Source organism: Arthrobacter sp. P4_F10, assembly GCF_056401435.1.
The window spans coordinates 1-15,940 of sequence record NZ_JBFUJJ010000052.1 but is presented as its reverse complement, the minus strand read 5'-3'; the positions used below and the strand labels follow the sequence as shown (position 1 = coordinate 15,940).

Genomic DNA, 15,940 nt, shown 5'->3' with positions numbered 1-15,940 from the left:
GACGAGTGCCAGCTCCGTGCGCCGATTGTCCTGCTTGAAAGGATAGGCATGAACGGTGGCCCGGATCTTCTTCTGGCGATGTCCCGGGTCACCCCACAGGACTTCTACCTCAGTGCCGGGTTCCGTGTAGGCCAAGTCGAGCACCCCGTGGGAGAGAACCTTGCGGRAGTAGTAGCTGTAACCGCGCGAGGTTGTTGAGCCGATAATGGTTTCCCCTTCCAGCACCGTGCTGGTGTACATCGCGAACCACTGGCCGCGCGGCCAATCCATGAAATCGTACGGTTCGCCGTCCTGGAAGAAGGAGTCGTAGACGTCCTTGACGTCCTCTTCATTCCAAACGAGCGTGACAATCCCGCGCTTGGGGTCGGCCGTCTCCCTCTCCAGAGCTGCCCGACCGTAGAAATCGTGATCGAACTTGACGTTTCTGGTCCATCCCAGTTCGACAGGACTACGGAACCATGCGCTGGGATCCTCGCCGTCAAAGCTTCCTTTGACCTTCATGCACCGCTCGAAGCTCTGGTACCACTCCGGGCTGCCGTCGTCTGTCACCTCGACGTTGTACTGCTCGTAGTATTCCCGTTCAGTTTCGCCGGTAATGGCGGGGAGGTAGTCATGGGTGACGGTGGGGAAGCCGGCCTCCAGGTGGTTGACCATGGCTGTTCGGGCACCCATGCGGCGGATGTTGAACGCCTTCCCGGCTTCGAGCACTGCGGCCCGGATGACTTCGGCGATCGATCCGGGACCCTGCAGCTCGAATCCGATTTCGCCGGCCATTCCTTGGCGGAGAAGGCGAACCTGATGTCCGGCAATTGTGGCTTTCCGGAAATGCATGAACTTGATGTCCCGCAGCGACTCGAAGGTCAGGAGTTCGAGGAGTTCAAGGGACTTCGGTCCCGAAACCTGGAACTTGAACTCGCTGATTTTCAGGGACAAGTCGGCCTTGTAAGCACCCTTCTTGAAGTTGTATTCAAGCCAGGTGCTGACCGGCCCGCGTGCATTGAACAGGAAGTCATCCTCTGCCCAACGGGCCAGGATGCCTTCCCCGATGACCTTGCCGTCAAGATTGCAGAAGATGGCGTGCTTGGCTTGTCCGATGGCGAATTTGGCGAAGCTGTTGACGGCGAAGTCTGAAAACAGCTGCAGTGCATCTGGGCCTGTGACGCGCAATTCGTCCAAATAGGACCAGTCTCCGAGGTAGACGTCCTCCTTCCACGACATGTTCTCGTCCTGCCAGCCCGAGTACTCGAGCCTGCCCCACGATGCGGCAATGTCGAGTCCGGCACGCATGGTCTGAATGTTTGATCTCACGGTTTCTCCTTTGAAGCGGGTCTCGGCACCGGCGACGCTTAGGTGCCCATGCAAAACACGTTAAAGGGCCGGAGTTTCTTTGAAAAACGGAAAATAGTTGAGGTATTCAGCACTAAAAGTTCGGTATCAGCGGGGCTGTTCGTATGCATCCCAACGCCCAAGCGGATCATGAGAGTCCGGCGCAGTTTCCTTTCCTTCACTGCACTTGCGGTTTCCCTCTCAAAAACCAACTAGCATTTGGGTATGCCGTCGTTCAACCTAATCCAATTGCAGTATTTTTGTTCGGTGGCCGAGACCGGGTCCTTCGCCGGGGCAAGCATCCGCGAAAACGTTTCGGCTACTGCCATCGCCGCTTCCATCTCACAGCTGGAGCGGGGCATGAAGACTCAGTTGTGCGTGCGGCGCCGGGCCCATGGGGTGGACCTCACTCCCAGCGGGCGACTTCTGCTGAACGAAGCGAGAGCTCTTCTGCGGGCAGCCGAGGAGGTTGACCTGACAGTGGCCGGTCAAGGCGAAGAGCTTGTGGGCCCCATTACAGTGGGTTGCTACCCGACGTTTGCTCCCACTCTTATCCCTGCGCTCATCGACGAATTCGCGGCTCTACATCCGCGCGTGGACGTCGACTTCCGGATCGCACCTCAAGGTGCTCTGATGGAGCTCCTCGGCGAGGGGCGGATAGACCTGATCCTGGTCTACGATCTGAATCTGCCATTGGACCTCCAAGGAGTTGTCCTTTATGAAACGCCTGTCCACATCATTGTGGGAGCCCGACATCGGCTGGCGGGAAGAGGATCCGTGGCACTTGCAGAGTTGAGAGATGACCCATACGTATTCTTCGACTCCCCGCCGGCGAGCAACCACGCGATGGAGATCTTCAAGGACTTCGGCATCAGACCCAACATCCGGTACCGCAGCGAACAGTATGAGTTGACTCGTGCCTTGGTCGCCAGGAACCTCGGTTACTGCATGATGATTCACCGCTCGCGCTCCAAGACGAGCTACGAGGGTCTGGCACTCGCAACTTTGGAGCTTGAACCGGCAATGCCGCTCGAACGCGTACAGGTTGCCTGGCTCCGCCGAACGCCGCTGACGACCAGGGCTGCTGCATTTACCGAGTTTGCCCGCGATTCTGTCGGTAAGGAGCAACAACGCTGGTTCGACTCAGTCCGGGGTGTGGGCGACAGAGGTTGAAATTAGCACGGTGCCGTATTTCTGTTGCGGTTACGGTTACGGCTACGGCTACGGCTACGGACCCGGCGCCAGCCAGGTGTCACCGAGAACGAACAGGATCCGCTTGAGGCAAGCTGAGAGCGTCACCCAGCGTTTTGACAGCGGTGAAGTCGTTAAACGAGAAGAGGTGGATTCCGTAGAACTGTGCTCCTGCGGCTTGGGAGTTGGTCGCCACCGATGAGATGAACGGCAGGGGATCAAATCGCGTGGAGGACAGAAGTCCCTGCGCCATGTTTGGCCGCCAGCCGGATCAGACGAATCCTACTGACGGGCCCATGCGTACCGAGCGATACCGGGGGAGTGACACCCTCCGAGCTCAATCGTCTGCAATACTCAAACCACAGCCGGAACATCAAAGCACATTTGAGTCACGAGCATTTGCGCATGCAACTGCTTCACCTTCAGCGAGGCCAGGTCTTTCCGCTCACGGGATGGCCTCGCGGACCGGCACCACGCTGACGCCCAGGTCCTCGGTGATCTTGGCCAGCACCAGCCGGTAGCCGGGGGAGTAGCTCCCGTCCACGATCCGGGTCTTGACGGCCGCGTAGRCCTGCTCGGATTTGCTGGCGGTGTGCGTCGCGGTCTGCGTGGCCGTGAACGTGGCGGTAGGAGACCCCACGGCGGCGGTGTCATTCATTGGCTTTGCCGGCTTCCCAGTTCTCGTAGCGGGCCCGCCAGTCAGCGTTCAGCGGATAGAGTCCGTCCACGCTGTGGCCCTGCTGCACCATCTCGGTGATGAACGTTTCCTCGCGTTCCTGGGCGATGGAGTCGTCGGCGAGTTCCGCGGCCAGCGCCGGCGGGATCACCAGGATGCCGTCCGCGTCGGCGACGATGATGTCCCCGGGCTGCACGGTGGTGCCGCCGCAGGCGATGGTGATGTCCGTGTCCCACGGGATGTGCCGGCGTCCCAGCACGGCGGGGTGCGGGTTGGCGTAGTAGGTGGGCATGTCCATCGCGGCGACGGCGGAGAAGTCGCGGACGCCGCCGTCGGTGATGATGGCCGCGGCGCCGCGGACCTGGGCGCGCAGGGCCAGGATGTCGCCGATGGTGCCGGTGCCCTTCTCGCCGCGGGCCTCCATCACCAGGATCTCGCCCTCGTTGACGGAGTCGATGGCCTTCTTCTGGGCATTGAAGCCGCCGCCATGGGTCTTGAAGAGGTCCTCGCGGTTGGGGACGTAGCGCAGGGTCCGGGCCAGGCCCACGATCCGCCTTTCCGGCCGGGTGGAGGTCAGGCCGTCGATGCTGACGTTGTTCAGGCCGCGCTTGCGCAGCTGGGAGGACAGGGTGGCCGTGCAGACGCTCTCCAGCCTCGCCTTCAGCGCCAGGGACAGGACCGGACCGACGGCCGCGGTGCCGGCCGCTTCCCGCGAGCCGTATGCCTCCTCCCGAGGCAGATCATCGGTCTTGGGCCGGGCGCCAAAGTCCGCGAACGGCGTTGTGCCTTCCTCCACGCGAGTGACCAAGCCGCCGGTTGTCCAGGCAGCGCCGGTGAGTCCGCCGGCGCTGCCTTCAACCTCGACGACGTCGCCCGGCTATCGCTGAATCGCCGTCGTGCATCAACCCTTTGGTCTTCATTTTTCTGGCACCTGGCGGTCGCTATCAGGGTTCAATGGCGTCCAGGACCTCGACTGCATATTGGATGACAGCCAGTGACCGGGCAGTTTGCGCCGTTTCTTTTGGCCAGACCGCAACAACAGAGGTCTGTCCGGCGCGGGGGCGAAGGTGCCTGGTCACGAGTCCCTTGCCCTCGCTGGAAACCGGGATCTGGTTGGGCCGCGACATCAAGAGACTATAGCCGAGCCCCCGCCCGACCATTGCCCGGACAAGATCGATTTGCGGGACTACTGCACCCACACTTGGCTTGAGTCCACGCTGAGCGAACATCAACTGTGTATATTCCGTGCTGGGGGCCGTGTTAAGCATGATGAGTGGCTTGGCCGACAGATCCGCGAGATCCACGTCGTCTTCTTCAGCAAGTGGATCGTTGGCCCCCAGAACGGCCATGACTTCGGTCTTGTAGATGACCCTGCGCTCCACGTCCGCTGGCAAGCCAATGTCATAGACGATGGCCGTGTCCAGTGTTCCATCTTCAAGCGCCGGCAGCAGGTCTGAGTGGTCCCCTACCGTGATGCTGATTTCGATCTTGGGGTGCAGGTTGGCCATGCCTTCAAGCACGGCGGGCAGGACGTTGCTTGCCAGGCCCGTATAGCAACCCAACGACACCGGCCCCTTCAGCTCGCCGCGCAACTCACCCAATCCGTCTGCCAGTGCACTGGCCTCGCGAAGCAGTTCTTTGGCCCGCTTCGCGAAGTGGCGCCCTGTCGGCGTCAGGTGCATGCCCCGGGCCTTCCTCCGGATGCACAGTTGTTCCCCCAACGCTGCCTCAAGCTCGCTGATGGCGTGCGAGAGCGCGGATTCGGAGATGTGGAGCTGTAGCGCCGCGGATCCCAGGGTGGTGTGTTCCGGCAGCGCGGCGAAGAGTTCGAGCTGACGAAAGGTGAATTTAGGCACGAAAATCTCTTCTCCTAAAGAATCGAAATACTTCCACTAATATTCACAGTTTACTAGAAGAAGGTTGGCTGTGACACTGATTACACAACGACGTGCCAGGAGGAGTAGGACCACAATGACGACACAAGCCCCACAGTGCCCCTTCCACGGGAACTCGGAGACCCGAAGCGTTGACGCGGAATCGGTGCGCGGCAGCAGCGATCAATCTCGCACCACCGCTTCGCACGACGCCGCCGACTACCCCGTGGCTGACTGGGTTGACGTGGCTGAACTTGCATCGGATCCCTACCCGACCTATGCCAGGCTGAGGGCGGAGTCTCCGATCGGCTGGGTTCCGCAGCTCAACAAATTCCTCGTCACTAACTACGCCGGCTGCCACACGGTGGAACAGGATCAGGAAATCTTCAGCGCCAACGTCTCCGGCTCAACGATGACCCGGGCCGTTGGAGCCCGGCCGATGTTGCGCAAGGACGATCCAGAGCATTCGGCAGACCGGGCACCCGTAAATCCTGTACTTCGTCCCAAGTCCATCAAGGAAGTCTGGGGACCGGTTTTTGAACGCAACGCCGAAACCTACCTTGAGAAGTTCGCCGAGATCGGTCCCCGGGAAGCAGACCTGAACCGGGACTACGCCGCGCCCGTGGCCTCGCAGAACCTCATTGACCTGCTGGGGCTGAAGGACGTTTCGGTCGATCAGGTACGCCGCTGGTCCCACGACTTCATTGCTGGCATGGGAAACGTTCTGGACGATCAGTCGATCTGGGACCGATGTGACTCCTCGACCGAGGAGGCCGACCGCTTGCTCGAGGAGTTGATCCCCTACTACCGGCAGAACCCGGACGCCTCGATGGTGTCCGCATTCGCAAACAGCGGGCTGCCAACCTCCAACGTCACCGCCAACATCAAGCTGACTATCTCCGGCGGAATGAACGAGCCCCAGCACATGGTCACCAACATGGTCTGGGCCCTCAGCAACCACCACGAACAACGCGCGCAGGTCCTAGCCGACCCCGCATTGTGGGCTTCGGTGTTTGACGAAGCTGTCAGATGGCAATCGCCGATCGGGATGTACCCGCGCGAAACGACCCGGGAAACCGTCCTCGAAGGGGTCCGGATCCCCGCTGGCGCCGGTATAGGCGTGGTCGTTGCATCCGCCAACCACGACGCCGCCCACTTCGGAGAATCCGCTGCAGACTTCGACATCCACCGGCCCAAGCGCCCCCACCTCGCTTTCGGCAGCGGCGTCCACCTCTGCGCCGGGCACTGGGCCGCAAAGACTTCAATCGGCCAGGTGGCGGTACCGCTGGCATACAAGCGCTTCCCAGGGCTGCGCGTAGATGAACGGCGGAATGAAAGCTGGGATGGCTGGGTCTTCCGCGGACTGACCAGCCTGCCCGTCACCTGGAACTAGAAGCACCACCAAATACCAAGGAGCAACGATGCCCACCGTCACCTACACTCAGCCAAACGGCACCCAGCAAACCCTCCAGGTCCAGGAGGGCACAACACTGATGCGCGCCGCCGTCACCAACGGCATTGACGGCATCATCGGCGAATGCGGCGGGCAGGCCATGTGCGCCACATGCCACGTCTACGTGCGGCCGGAATATGCACAGGCGCTGCCCGAAATCAGCGACGATGAAGACGAAATGCTCGACTGTGCCACAGCCGAGCGGTTGGACACATCCCGTCTGGCATGCCAGATCAAAATCGACGCAGAACTCACAGAGATTGTCGTCGACATCCCTGCCGGCCAACTCTAGAAGCGGGGAAAATGACATGAGCGTTGTCATCATTGGCGGCGGACAGGCCGGCCTGCAGGTCGCCGATACGTTGAGGACCGAGGGGTATGCGGGCAAGATCCATGTGATCGCTGAGGAATCCGGGCTGCCCTATCAGCGTCCGCCGCTGTCAAAGGACTACCTGGCCCCGGGCAAGGAACCGGCTCCCTTGCCGTTGCGCGGCACATCCTTTTTTGAGGACAAGAGCGTCACACTCCATGAAGGTGTCCAGGCACTCGCCATTGACCTGGCCGAACGGAAGGTGAAGCTCACCGAGGGTTCACTCGACTACGACCACCTCGTCTTCGCGACCGGCGCCCGAAACAAGATGCTGAACTGTCCGGGCGCGTCCCTGTCCGGCATCCATGGACTGAAAACCCTGACAGATGCAGAGGCGCTGCACCGGGCGCTGCCCACCGCCCGCAATGTCGTCATCATCGGTGCCGGATTCATTGGACTGGAATTTGCCGCCGCCGCCCTGGCCCACGGATGCAAGGTGACCGTCCTGGAATTCGCGCCTCGCCCGATGGGACGTGCACTGACCCCCGTCATGGGGGAGTGGTTTGCAGCCGCTCACCGCTCACAAGGTGTCGACCTGCGTCTCGGCGAAGGCATCGACCGCTTCGAGCCTGGCACGGATGGCTGCGTCGGAGCCGCAGTGTCAACAACAGGGGCGTCATATCCTGCTGATCTGGTCCTCGTGGGCATCGGCGTGCAGCCCAACGACACCCTGGCCTCGGACGCCGGCCTCGAAACCAGCAACGGCATCGTTGTCGATGAAACGCTGCGCACGGCGGACCCTGCCGTTCTGGCGATAGGCGACTGCGCCAGTTTCCCCAGCGCGCACGCCCAGGTCCGTCTGCGTCTGGAGTCGGTCCAGAATGCCACCGATCAGGCCCGGCATGCCGCCCGTACCATTCTCGGGGCTGTACACCCCTACACGGAGCTGCCCTGGTTCTGGTCCATACAGGGCCCCTACCGGCTGCAGATGGCAGGGCTCGCACGACCCGACGACGACATGCTGGTCGTGGGTGACCAGGCGGCAGCAAAGTTCTCCGTCCTCTGCTTCAGGGACGGCGTCCTCACGGCTGTGGAATCGGTCAACGTCACCGCGGACCATATGGCTGCCCGCAAACTACTCGTCGCCGGCGCAGGCATCACCCGCGCCCAGGCAGAAACCGAGGGGTTCACCCTGAAGGCAGCTGCCAGCACCCCGTTAGTGCCAGTAGTGGCCTGACACGGATTACCAGTCTCCGCCCAAAAAATCGGCAGCAAAGTTTGATGCCCCAGGGTTTCCTCTCTGGGTACAGCTCTTAAACCAACTGGAGAACCATGAGCATGTACACACACAGTTCGAAGGCGAACCAACGTCGCGTCGCCTTTGCAACCGTCATCGGCACCACCGTTGAATGGTACGACTTCTTCATCTACGCCACGGCCGCCGGCCTGGTCTTCGCACAGCTGTTCTTCGAACCAGCCGGCACCTCCATCGGACTGCTGCTGTCATTCGCCTCCGTCGGCATCAGCTTCCTCTTCCGGCCCCTCGGCGCCTTCCTGGCCGGCCACTACGGCGACAGGATCGGCCGCCGCGCCATGCTCGTGCTCACCCTGATCCTCATGGGCGCAGCAACCACCCTGATCGGCTTCCTGCCGACCTACGCGACCGCCGGTGTCATCGCCCCGGTCATGCTCCTGCTGCTGAGGATCCTGCAAGGCATCTCCGCGGGAGGTGAATGGGGAGGGGCCGTTCTGATGGCAGTCGAGCACGCCCCCAGCGACCGCCGCGGACGGGCCGGGGCGTTCCCGCAACTGGGCGTTCCACTGGGACTGCTGCTGGCCTCCGGCGTCACAGCACTCATGACCGGTGTAGTTTCCCCCGGGGCAGCCTTCCTCGAATGGGGATGGCGGGTACCCTTCCTGCTGAGTATCGTTCTCGTTGCCGTGGGCTACTTCGTACGCCGCGCGGTGGACGAATCCCCTGTATTCCAGGAAATCGCTGCAGCCAAGAAACAGCCCAGGACACCAATCGTGGAGCTATTCCGGCGCCACGGACTCCTCGTAATCATCGCCGCCCTGATCTTCGCGGGCAACAACGCTGCAGGCTACATGGCAACGGGCGGCTTCATCCCCAGCTACGCGACCAGCCCCGCTGTCGGTCACGGACGCACTGACGTGCTCGTTGCAGTCGCTTACGGTTCTGCTATCTGGCTCGTCTTCACCTACCTCGCCGGATACCTCTCGGACAGGATTGGCCGCAAGCGCACCTACTTCATAGGCTTCGGCGCCCAGCTGCTGGCCTGCTTCCCGCTCTTCTGGCTGATCAACACAGGGTCCTTGGCGATGCTCTATCTGGCGCTGACCATATTTACCGTCGGTCTGGGACTGGCGTATGGCCCGCAGGCTGCCCTGTACTCGGAAATGTTCCCTGCCTCGGTGCGTTTCTCGGGTGTCTCCATCTCCTACGCTTTGGGAGCGATCCTGGGCGGCGCCTTTGCCCCGACTATAGCCACAGCATTGGTACAGGCCACAGGCGGAACCGATGCCGTTTCCCTGTACCTGGTCGGGATGACCCTCATCTCTCTTGTGGCCGTCTCACTGGTGCGGGACCGCTCAGGTATCGACCTTTCCATCCGGAATCAGGCCGAACAGGAAGTTGGAGCCCTCGTCTTTGACCGGCGCACMGCGGACGTTCCAAATGAGCTCATTCGCACCAACTGATCACGCCGTCATTTGGGGCCGGGGTAGCTGACAAGGCCCTGGCCCCAAGCGCGGCGGATGACAGCGTCGAGCCGGCAACAATGAAGCACAAGACTTGAAGACCACAATGGCTTGCTGCACGGCGGACGGAAGAAGGGCAGCTAATCATGGCACACCGGGTTAGGACAGCTGTAGCCAGGGAAAAGAATGCGCCGATGTCGGTGGAGACTATCCTGGTGCCGGATCCCGGGTTGGAGAGGCCCTGGTGGACATTCTCACCTGCGGCGTCTGCCAAATGGACCCGCACTACAAGCAGGGCGGAATCACTGACGATTTGCCCATCCTGTTGGGCAACGAGGCCAGCGGTGTGGTCAGCGCCGTCGGACCGGACGCCAACGAGGTGGCCCCCGGCGACCGCGTGATTCTGAACTGGCGGACGGTGTGCCGTGAATGCCGGGCGTGCGCCAAGGCCAGCCGCAGTCTTGCTTAAACACCCACAACGCTGCGGACAGATGACCCTCGAGCACGGCACGGAGCTCTCGCCCGCCCTCGGCATCGGCGCCTTCGCCGAGAAGAAGAAGGTCGTCGCTGCCGGGCCGTGCACCGAGGTTGAAGAGGACAGTGATTCGGCAGCCGTCGGGCTGCTGGGATGCGGAGTGATGGCAGGCATCGGCGCCGCCATCAACACCGGTGAGGTCAAGCGCCGCGAATCCGTCGCCGTCATCGGCTGCGGCGGTGTGGGTATCGCCGCGATCGCTGGCGCCATGCTGTCCGGCGCCACCACGATCGTCGCCGTTGACATTGACCCGAACAAGGTGGAGATGGCCAAGTCCTTTGGCGCCACCGACGGCGTCCAGCCGGGAAGATCCCATTGAGGCCATCCGGCACTGCGGGGCAGCGGCGCGGACCTGGTGATTGACGCCGTCGGCCGTTCCAAAAACGCAAAAGCAGGCCTTCTAACGGCGCCTGCGGAGCCTTGGGTGCCCCACTTCTACAAGGGGCGGCCAGTGAGTGTCGGTCATGCGGCTACGTAACCGTTTGCCTATTATGAGATGTTCGGAAAGGAGGGACGAACAGCCATGACCCATGTCGACTCCCAAACTGTCCAATGCCGCCGCGTTGGGTGTCTGGTAGCAGTCGTCACCGACGGTTCGGAGAACATTACGCCAGAGCGGAGCACCATCACGGACAGCGTGAACCTGTCGTGGCCCGCAGCGTCACGACAGACTTCTGGACCAGGGAAGATTATGGGCAGAAAGAGGGTGTGCACAATGTGCACACCCTGGGCTTCGGATCGGGTCGTACTGGTGCCGGACTGGGCCGGATTGCGGAGATATTCGGGGGAGTGGCGGAAATTCAAGGGGTGGAACCCGGTTCGAGTCCCACCTCGGGCACAGCATTCCCCCTCGTCAGAGGCGATTTTGCTTTGACGTGTACAAAGCTTGTGGTCGCGTCGCTCTGACGGTTGGTGTGCGGGCTTTGGCCTGGCCGCCGCGTGGCTTGTTCACGTGTGTGGGGTGACGGGTTCAAGTCCCTGGCTGGTGGGCCTTCCGCGCGCTGTGACTGGGGTTATGCGGTTCCTCGTTCCGGTTTTGTCGGTGTGGGCAGTGGTGGCCTACACCTATTCATGGACCGGGGGAGCGGGGACTACATGACTGTGACGATTGCGCTGTAGGAAGCACCGGGAGGCTGATCATAGGAACACCCGCGTACGCCGTGCGGCGCTGTTGTCCTAGCAAAGGGGGTGTGTACAGTCTCCACACTGTCGTCTGCTTTATTCGAGGACGTGACGAATTGAGTCCGATGTCAGGTTGGGCCATAAACCCTTCGATCGTGGTGCCCGTGAAGTGGTTCTTGGAGCGCAACGAGACTGGGATGCGGTGTGATCTGCGGCGATAAACGGAGGCGTTTCAGCGCTGCTGCATGTCGCTCTCGGTGCCCCGCCGCGGGTATGAGGCAGTCAGGCCGGCTCTCGGCTGCTGCCCGGTTGTCTCGTATCCCTAGGGATACGAGACGGGGGACGAGATCATGCCCTCGCTCCGTGGCTGGTGCATTCTTGCCCTGCGACCTTAATCGACGGTCAGTCGCCTTCGTTCACCTCGTCCGACGCGTCTGGCTATGCGCGGGCACTTCCCGTCTTCGCGGTGCGGGCGGCAATGGCGAGGGTGAAGGCTGTTGCGAGCCCGAGTATCGTCCAGGCGTAAATTTCCCAGCCGGGGAGGTTAGTTGTGGCAAGCCAGCGGATGGCGTAGTTGGTGGTCGCGCCCACGGGGAACGTAAACACCCAGAACGCTGGTGAGAAAGGCAGCTTGCGATATTGGGGGAGGAGCATGACCTGCATTAGCGCCATGATTGCCAGCACGCCGGTGAGCCCGAGTTGCACGGTCCCTACGGGTCCCGGGTGTGACACCATCCAGGCGATGTTGGCCGTTGCAGGTGCAGCCAGGTATGCGGACAGTCCAGTCTTGGCTGCTGGTGCCAGCGCGCCTCCGGTCATGAGCCGGACGGTGACGACGGTGCCCACGACAAGCCAAAAGAATACGCCGACGCCAAACGCAGCCATGGCCGCATCATGGACGTGGAGGCTTGCAAATCCGATGCTCGCAACGAAGGACCCGGCAACGACAGGCAGCAGGTAGCCGGGATGGATGGACTGCATCGATACCCCGCCTGTCACCCAGTGGGCGAGAAGTTGTGCGGCGACGATGGCCAGGGCGGCGATGGACGCCACACACAGCCAGGCACCCCAGGGCGGCAAATACTGGCTGTAGTGGGAGGAAAGCAGGATCCCGACGAGTGGAATAAAGGATGCGAAAGGCCCTGCCACCTCGTGCTTGAGGTCAGAACGGAATGTTCCTTTCCGCCGAAGGCCCCGGAACACGTACAGGACGGTCAGGACCAGCCACAGGGCGGTGGCTGCTCCGTAGAGAGTTTCCTCCGGCCATACCGGGGATCCGAGGGTGCCCCTTGCGGCGGACCAGGCGCCGCCCAGGCCGGCAAGCCCCAACGGTACGCCGAACCGGCTCAACTTATGCATCCCTGGCTCGGCGTGCGGAAGCAGAACAGGTTTCTGCGCCACAGGCGCCTGGGCAACAGTGGTGGCACTATGTGTCATGGTGCCAGCGCCTCCGGTTGGTGGGGAAAGACGAGGAGTGTGCTTGTGGCGGTGGCGAGGAGTTCACCTTCGGTGGTGCTGAGGCGGCCTTCTGTGAAGATGAGCCGCGAACCAGCTTTCACCACTGACCCCTCTGCTCGAAGGGCGCCCTTCCGGAGCGTGACGGGCCGCAGGTACTTCACCGCCAGGTCGATGGAGGTGTAGCCGAGACCTGCTGCCAAGGTGGTGTGTGCTGCGCAGCCGAGGGCCGTGTCAAGGAGTGTGCATGTTAGGCCGCCGTGCACCATTCCAAGGGGGTTGTAGTGGGCTTCTCCCGGCCGACACTCGAATTCGACGTGGCCATGTGTAGCTTCGACGAGATCGAATTTCATCAGGGATGCGATCGGCGGCGGCGCTATGCTGCCGTTACGGAGGCCGGAAAAGTAGTCCATACCCGACAGTAGTGGCAGCTGTTGGAGAGCTACTGCCGGGTCCATCCAGGTGAAGGTCTCCGAGCGCTCTGCGGAGGTGTTGCTTGTCATGAATGTATCTCTCTGAGTTCTTAGGAGGTCTTCAGGCTTTGCCGGGGTCATGCCGGCCGTTGGCTGCCAGCGCCGGGTAAAGATCGGAGATCGCACCAGAGAGGCCAAGCTACACGCCGGCAGTGATGTCATCCACGATGACCTTGTAATCTCCCTTAGGTGGCGGGCTGTCGCATACACCTTGGCCGTGCCCCTGGCGAGGGCCTGTTCCGCGAGTTCGGGGCCGAGCCCTCCATTCGCACCCGTGACAAGGGCGACGGCACCAGACAGCAGTGGCATGAATTCTCCTGATCTCGGCAGGGCGCCCACGCGGTTGCTGCAGCCTTCGAAAATCAGGTTAGCTCAGTCGGTTTGAATTTCCAACTAACTTGTATGCTTATAGAACGCACTGAAAGCAGGTAAGTCATGACACCAACCGATACGGCCAGGGATGCGCCCAGGGCATGCTTCATCGCAGCAGGGCTCGAGGTGCTGGGAGAGCGGTGGGCGCTGCTGGCCCTTCGGGAGATGTCCCTGGGCGTTCATCGATTCGACCAGATAGCCCGTAACACAGGCGCCTCCCGCGACATACTGACAAGCCGGCTGCGGACGCTCGAAAGCCATGGCGTTATTGAGCGCGTCCAATATTCCGAACACCCCCCGCGCCATGAGTACCACCTCACAATTTCCGGGGCCGAGATTGCTCCCATTCTCATCTCACTCGCAGCGTGGAGCAGTACCTGGATGCGCGACGAGACCCCCCGCGCCTCTTACCGGCACAGTTGCGGGGCCGACCTGAAACCGGTGCTGACCTGCGCGGAATGCGGCGAGGAATTCAGACTGGGCAGTCTGATGCTGGGACCGCTTGTGTCTACGGCCGACGCGATACCGGTGGACCAGCAACGACAAATTTGAAGGGCGACGACGGAACACCCCGCGGTCGTCTCCTGTAGCGGCAAACCATGGAATATCGATAAGACGTACATCAGGAGCAGATAGATGTCCGGGAATCCGGCAGAGACACTGCAAATAGTTGACTTTGAAGACCCCAGAGCAACCCGTCTGCGGGATCTGCTAACAGACGAGCTCCTCGCCCGGTACGCTACCGAAGAAGAACCTCATCTTTCCGAAGCAGCGCAGACAGCGCTCTCCGTACCACCGCAAGATTTCATCGCCAGCGTCCTGGTACTTAATACCGTAGGTGAAGCCATAGGGCACGGCGCTCTCCGCCGGTTAGATGGGGAGTGGGAGGTCAAACGGGTCATTACAGACCCTGCAGCCCGAGGTATGGGCGCTGCGACCGTACTCATGGCTGAACTCGAGAGGATTGCCGCCGGTGCCGGCGCCCGTCGCGTTATCCTGCAAACCGGGGGCAAGCAGCCGGAAGCTGAAGCCTTTTACCGGAAACTTGGATACCGGCAGATACCAACTTATCCTCCCTACGAGGACGCCATCCCGACGTCGATCTGCTTTGCAAAACAGCTTCAGCCTATGAAGGACCGGCTCCCGTCCGTTCTCGGCCAGGAATAGAGGTCCGGCCGTCGGCAGAAAAGGTCCAACTCTGACATGAGCTTTTCGTCTCGCTCGAACCACGATAGTGGACCTTTCGTAAGCTACGGCGGCGGGGCAACGGCGCAACTACGGCGCCGGCAGGAGAGTGCTTCACCCCAACTTGGCGTGACGCATGTACTGGTAGACGGTTTCCCTGGGCAATAAGACGAATCCACTCAGCCCGGAGCGCCTTGGCTCAGGCAGCTTCGGGCATCCCAATGCACTGACAGGGTACCTCCGACCTTGAAGGCCAATTTGGAGATACAGGACGCGATTACGCTCTGATGCCGGTATGGAATGCCGAAAATAGCTAGACCGTCGCCTTGAGGGGGACGGGCACCATGGCCTGGAGTTCCTCGAGCGTGCAGCCGAAGGTCTCCCGCACCTGGACGCCGTCGGGTCCGGTGAGGAAGACGGCCTTGTCCGTGTAGACGCGGGTCACGCAGCCGATCCCGGTGAGCGGGTAGGTGCAGGTCTCGACGAGTTTGGACGCGCCGTCGCGGGTCAGGAGCGTCATCATGACGAAGACGTCCTTGGCGCCGGTGGCGAGGTCCATGGCGCCGCCGACGGCGGGGATCGCGTCCGGGGCGCCGGTGTGCCAGTTGGCGAGGTCGCCGGTGGCGGAAACCTGGAAGGCGCCCAGGACGCAGATGTCCAGGTGTCCGCCGCGCATGATGGCGAAGGAGTCAGCGTGGTGGAAGTAGGACGCCCCCGGCAATTCGGTGACGGGGATCTTGCCGGCGTTGATGAGGTCGCCGTCGATCTGGTCTCCGGTGGCCTCCGGGCCCATGCCGAGCATGCCGTTTTCGGTGTGGAGCGTGATGTTCTGCTCCGGCTCGAGGTAGTTCGAGACCAGGGTGGGCTGGCCGATTCCGAGGTTCACGAACGATCCGGGGGCGATGTCGCGGGCCACGAGGCGGGCGAGATCGTCACGGCCCAGCGGCTTGCCGGACGTCTGGAGATCAGCCTGGTTGCCGGGCCGGACACTCGCGTGGTCATTGGTTGGGATGCTCATCTCAGGCCACCTTCACGATGCTGTTGACGTAGATGCCGGGGGTCACGATGTTTTCCGGGTCCAGGCCGCCGGTGGGGACGATCCCGGACACCTGGGCGATGGTGTGTTTCGCGGCGGCGGCCATGATGGGGCCGAAGTTCCGCGCGGTTTTACGGTAGACGAGATTGCCCCTGCCGTCCGCCGTGAGGGCCTTGATCAGGGCGACGTCGGCGTGGATGGGGGTCTCGAACAC

General features: G+C 62.0%; 13 protein-coding genes and 3 pseudogenes. 8 read left to right on the top strand and 8 right to left on the bottom strand.

Annotation, left to right across the window (positions count from 1 at the left end; translation table 11 throughout):
• The coding region (locus tag AC1DR1_RS21765; RefSeq protein WP_476993296.1) for a hypothetical protein at positions 1-1,308 on the bottom strand (1,308 nt) is incomplete at its 3' end.
• A 243-nt stretch (positions 1,309-1,551) separates the two neighbouring features.
• Here AC1DR1_RS21765 and AC1DR1_RS21760 point away from each other — a divergent pair.
• Positions 1,552-2,499, top strand: coding sequence for a LysR family transcriptional regulator (locus tag AC1DR1_RS21760; protein WP_229994185.1), 948 nt, complete (start codon positions 1,552-1,554; stop codon positions 2,497-2,499).
• Positions 2,500-2,968: 469 nt separating this feature from the next.
• Here the strand turns inward: AC1DR1_RS21760 and AC1DR1_RS21755 are convergent.
• The 3 genes and pseudogenes from AC1DR1_RS21755 to AC1DR1_RS21745 form a co-directional block, all read right to left on the bottom strand.
• Positions 2,969-3,175: pseudogene (locus tag AC1DR1_RS21755) on the bottom strand (GntR family transcriptional regulator); the annotation flags it as partial.
• Positions 3,168-4,070 (bottom strand): annotated as a pseudogene (locus AC1DR1_RS21750) (fumarylacetoacetate hydrolase family protein); the annotation flags it as partial. The pseudogenes AC1DR1_RS21755 and AC1DR1_RS21750, both read right to left, overlap by 8 nt.
• A gap of 67 nt (positions 4,071-4,137) precedes the next feature.
• The gene (locus AC1DR1_RS21745; RefSeq protein WP_229994184.1) at positions 4,138-5,049 is read right to left on the bottom strand and encodes a LysR substrate-binding domain-containing protein; all 912 of its coding nucleotides are present in this window, start codon (positions 5,047-5,049) and stop codon (positions 4,138-4,140) included.
• Between the two features lie 115 nt (positions 5,050-5,164).
• Between AC1DR1_RS21745 and AC1DR1_RS21740 the strand changes: the two genes are divergently transcribed.
• From AC1DR1_RS21740 to AC1DR1_RS21720, 5 genes and pseudogenes are all read left to right on the top strand, one after another.
• Positions 5,165-6,460 carry a cytochrome P450 gene (locus AC1DR1_RS21740; RefSeq protein ID WP_476993295.1) on the top strand — a complete coding sequence of 432 codons (1,296 nt, stop codon included), beginning with the start codon at positions 5,165-5,167 and terminating at the stop codon, positions 6,458-6,460.
• Positions 6,461-6,488: 28 nt separating this feature from the next.
• Positions 6,489-6,812: a 2Fe-2S iron-sulfur cluster-binding protein gene (locus AC1DR1_RS21735; protein ID WP_229994182.1), complete on the top strand. Its 324-nt coding sequence runs from the start codon at positions 6,489-6,491 to the stop codon at positions 6,810-6,812.
• A 16-nt stretch (positions 6,813-6,828) separates the two neighbouring features.
• Positions 6,829-8,067, top strand: a complete 1,239-nt coding sequence (locus tag AC1DR1_RS21730; protein WP_476993294.1) for an NAD(P)/FAD-dependent oxidoreductase — start codon at positions 6,829-6,831, stop codon at positions 8,065-8,067.
• 95 nt (positions 8,068-8,162) lie between these two features.
• The gene (locus AC1DR1_RS21725) at positions 8,163-9,548 is read left to right on the top strand and encodes an MFS transporter (RefSeq protein ID WP_229994180.1); all 1,386 of its coding nucleotides are present in this window, start codon (positions 8,163-8,165) and stop codon (positions 9,546-9,548) included.
• A gap of 146 nt (positions 9,549-9,694) precedes the next feature.
• Positions 9,695-10,484, top strand: a pseudogene (locus AC1DR1_RS21720) (alcohol dehydrogenase catalytic domain-containing protein); the annotation flags it as partial.
• Positions 10,485-11,643: 1,159 nt separating this feature from the next.
• On the opposite strand, the gene AC1DR1_RS21715 reads toward AC1DR1_RS21720, so the two are convergent.
• Together AC1DR1_RS21715 and AC1DR1_RS21710 are read right to left on the bottom strand one after the other, a co-directional pair.
• On the bottom strand, positions 11,644-12,642 hold the full coding sequence (locus AC1DR1_RS21715) for an SLAC1 family transporter (protein WP_364744739.1): 999 nt from the start codon (positions 12,640-12,642) through the stop codon (positions 11,644-11,646).
• The gene (locus AC1DR1_RS21710) at positions 12,639-13,442 is read right to left on the bottom strand and encodes a PaaI family thioesterase (RefSeq protein ID WP_476993293.1); all 804 of its coding nucleotides are present in this window, start codon (positions 13,440-13,442) and stop codon (positions 12,639-12,641) included. Before AC1DR1_RS21710 ends, AC1DR1_RS21715 begins: the two co-directional genes overlap by 4 nt.
• Positions 13,443-13,568: 126 nt before the next feature.
• On the opposite strand from AC1DR1_RS21710, the gene AC1DR1_RS21705 reads away from it, so the two are divergent.
• Complete coding sequence (locus AC1DR1_RS21705) at positions 13,569-14,057, top strand: winged helix-turn-helix transcriptional regulator (RefSeq protein WP_364744736.1); 489 nt, start codon at positions 13,569-13,571, stop codon at positions 14,055-14,057.
• An 84-nt stretch (positions 14,058-14,141) separates the two neighbouring features.
• A complete protein-coding gene (locus AC1DR1_RS21700) occupies positions 14,142-14,672 on the top strand; it encodes a GNAT family N-acetyltransferase (protein WP_229993598.1) in 531 nt (176 codons plus the stop codon).
• 331 nt (positions 14,673-15,003) lie between these two features.
• Here the strand turns inward: AC1DR1_RS21700 and AC1DR1_RS21695 are convergent, their stop codons facing one another.
• Both AC1DR1_RS21695 and AC1DR1_RS21690 read right to left on the bottom strand, forming a co-directional pair.
• Positions 15,004-15,708, bottom strand: coding sequence for a 3-oxoacid CoA-transferase subunit B (locus tag AC1DR1_RS21695; RefSeq protein ID WP_476993292.1), 705 nt, complete (start codon positions 15,706-15,708; stop codon positions 15,004-15,006).
• A gap of 1 nt (position 15,709) precedes the next feature.
• Positions 15,710-15,940: CoA-transferase (locus AC1DR1_RS21690; protein WP_476993291.1), on the bottom strand; the 231-nt coding region annotated here is incomplete at its 5' end.

Excerpts from the sequence above, each read along its gene's own strand:
- AC1DR1_RS21705 (WP_364744736.1), top strand. The coding sequence starts at position 13,569 with ATGACACCAACCGATACGGCCAGGGATGCGCCCAGGGCATGCTTCATC.
- AC1DR1_RS21740 (WP_476993295.1), top strand. The coding sequence starts at position 5,165 with ATGACGACACAAGCCCCACAGTGCCCCTTCCACGGGAACTCGGAGACC.
- AC1DR1_RS21735 (WP_229994182.1), top strand. The coding sequence starts at position 6,489 with ATGCCCACCGTCACCTACACTCAGCCAAACGGCACCCAGCAAACCCTC.
- AC1DR1_RS21715 (WP_364744739.1), bottom strand. The coding sequence starts at position 12,642 with ATGACACATAGTGCCACCACTGTTGCCCAGGCGCCTGTGGCGCAGAAA.
- AC1DR1_RS21695 (WP_476993292.1), bottom strand. The coding sequence starts at position 15,708 with ATGAGCATCCCAACCAATGACCACGCGAGTGTCCGGCCCGGCAACCAG.
- AC1DR1_RS21710 (WP_476993293.1), bottom strand. The coding sequence starts at position 13,442 with ATGCCACTGCTGTCTGGTGCCGTCGCCCTTGTCACGGGTGCGAATGGA.
- AC1DR1_RS21700 (WP_229993598.1), top strand. The coding sequence starts at position 14,142 with ATGTCCGGGAATCCGGCAGAGACACTGCAAATAGTTGACTTTGAAGAC.
- AC1DR1_RS21760 (WP_229994185.1), top strand. The coding sequence starts at position 1,552 with ATGCCGTCGTTCAACCTAATCCAATTGCAGTATTTTTGTTCGGTGGCC.
- AC1DR1_RS21730 (WP_476993294.1), top strand. The coding sequence starts at position 6,829 with ATGAGCGTTGTCATCATTGGCGGCGGACAGGCCGGCCTGCAGGTCGCC.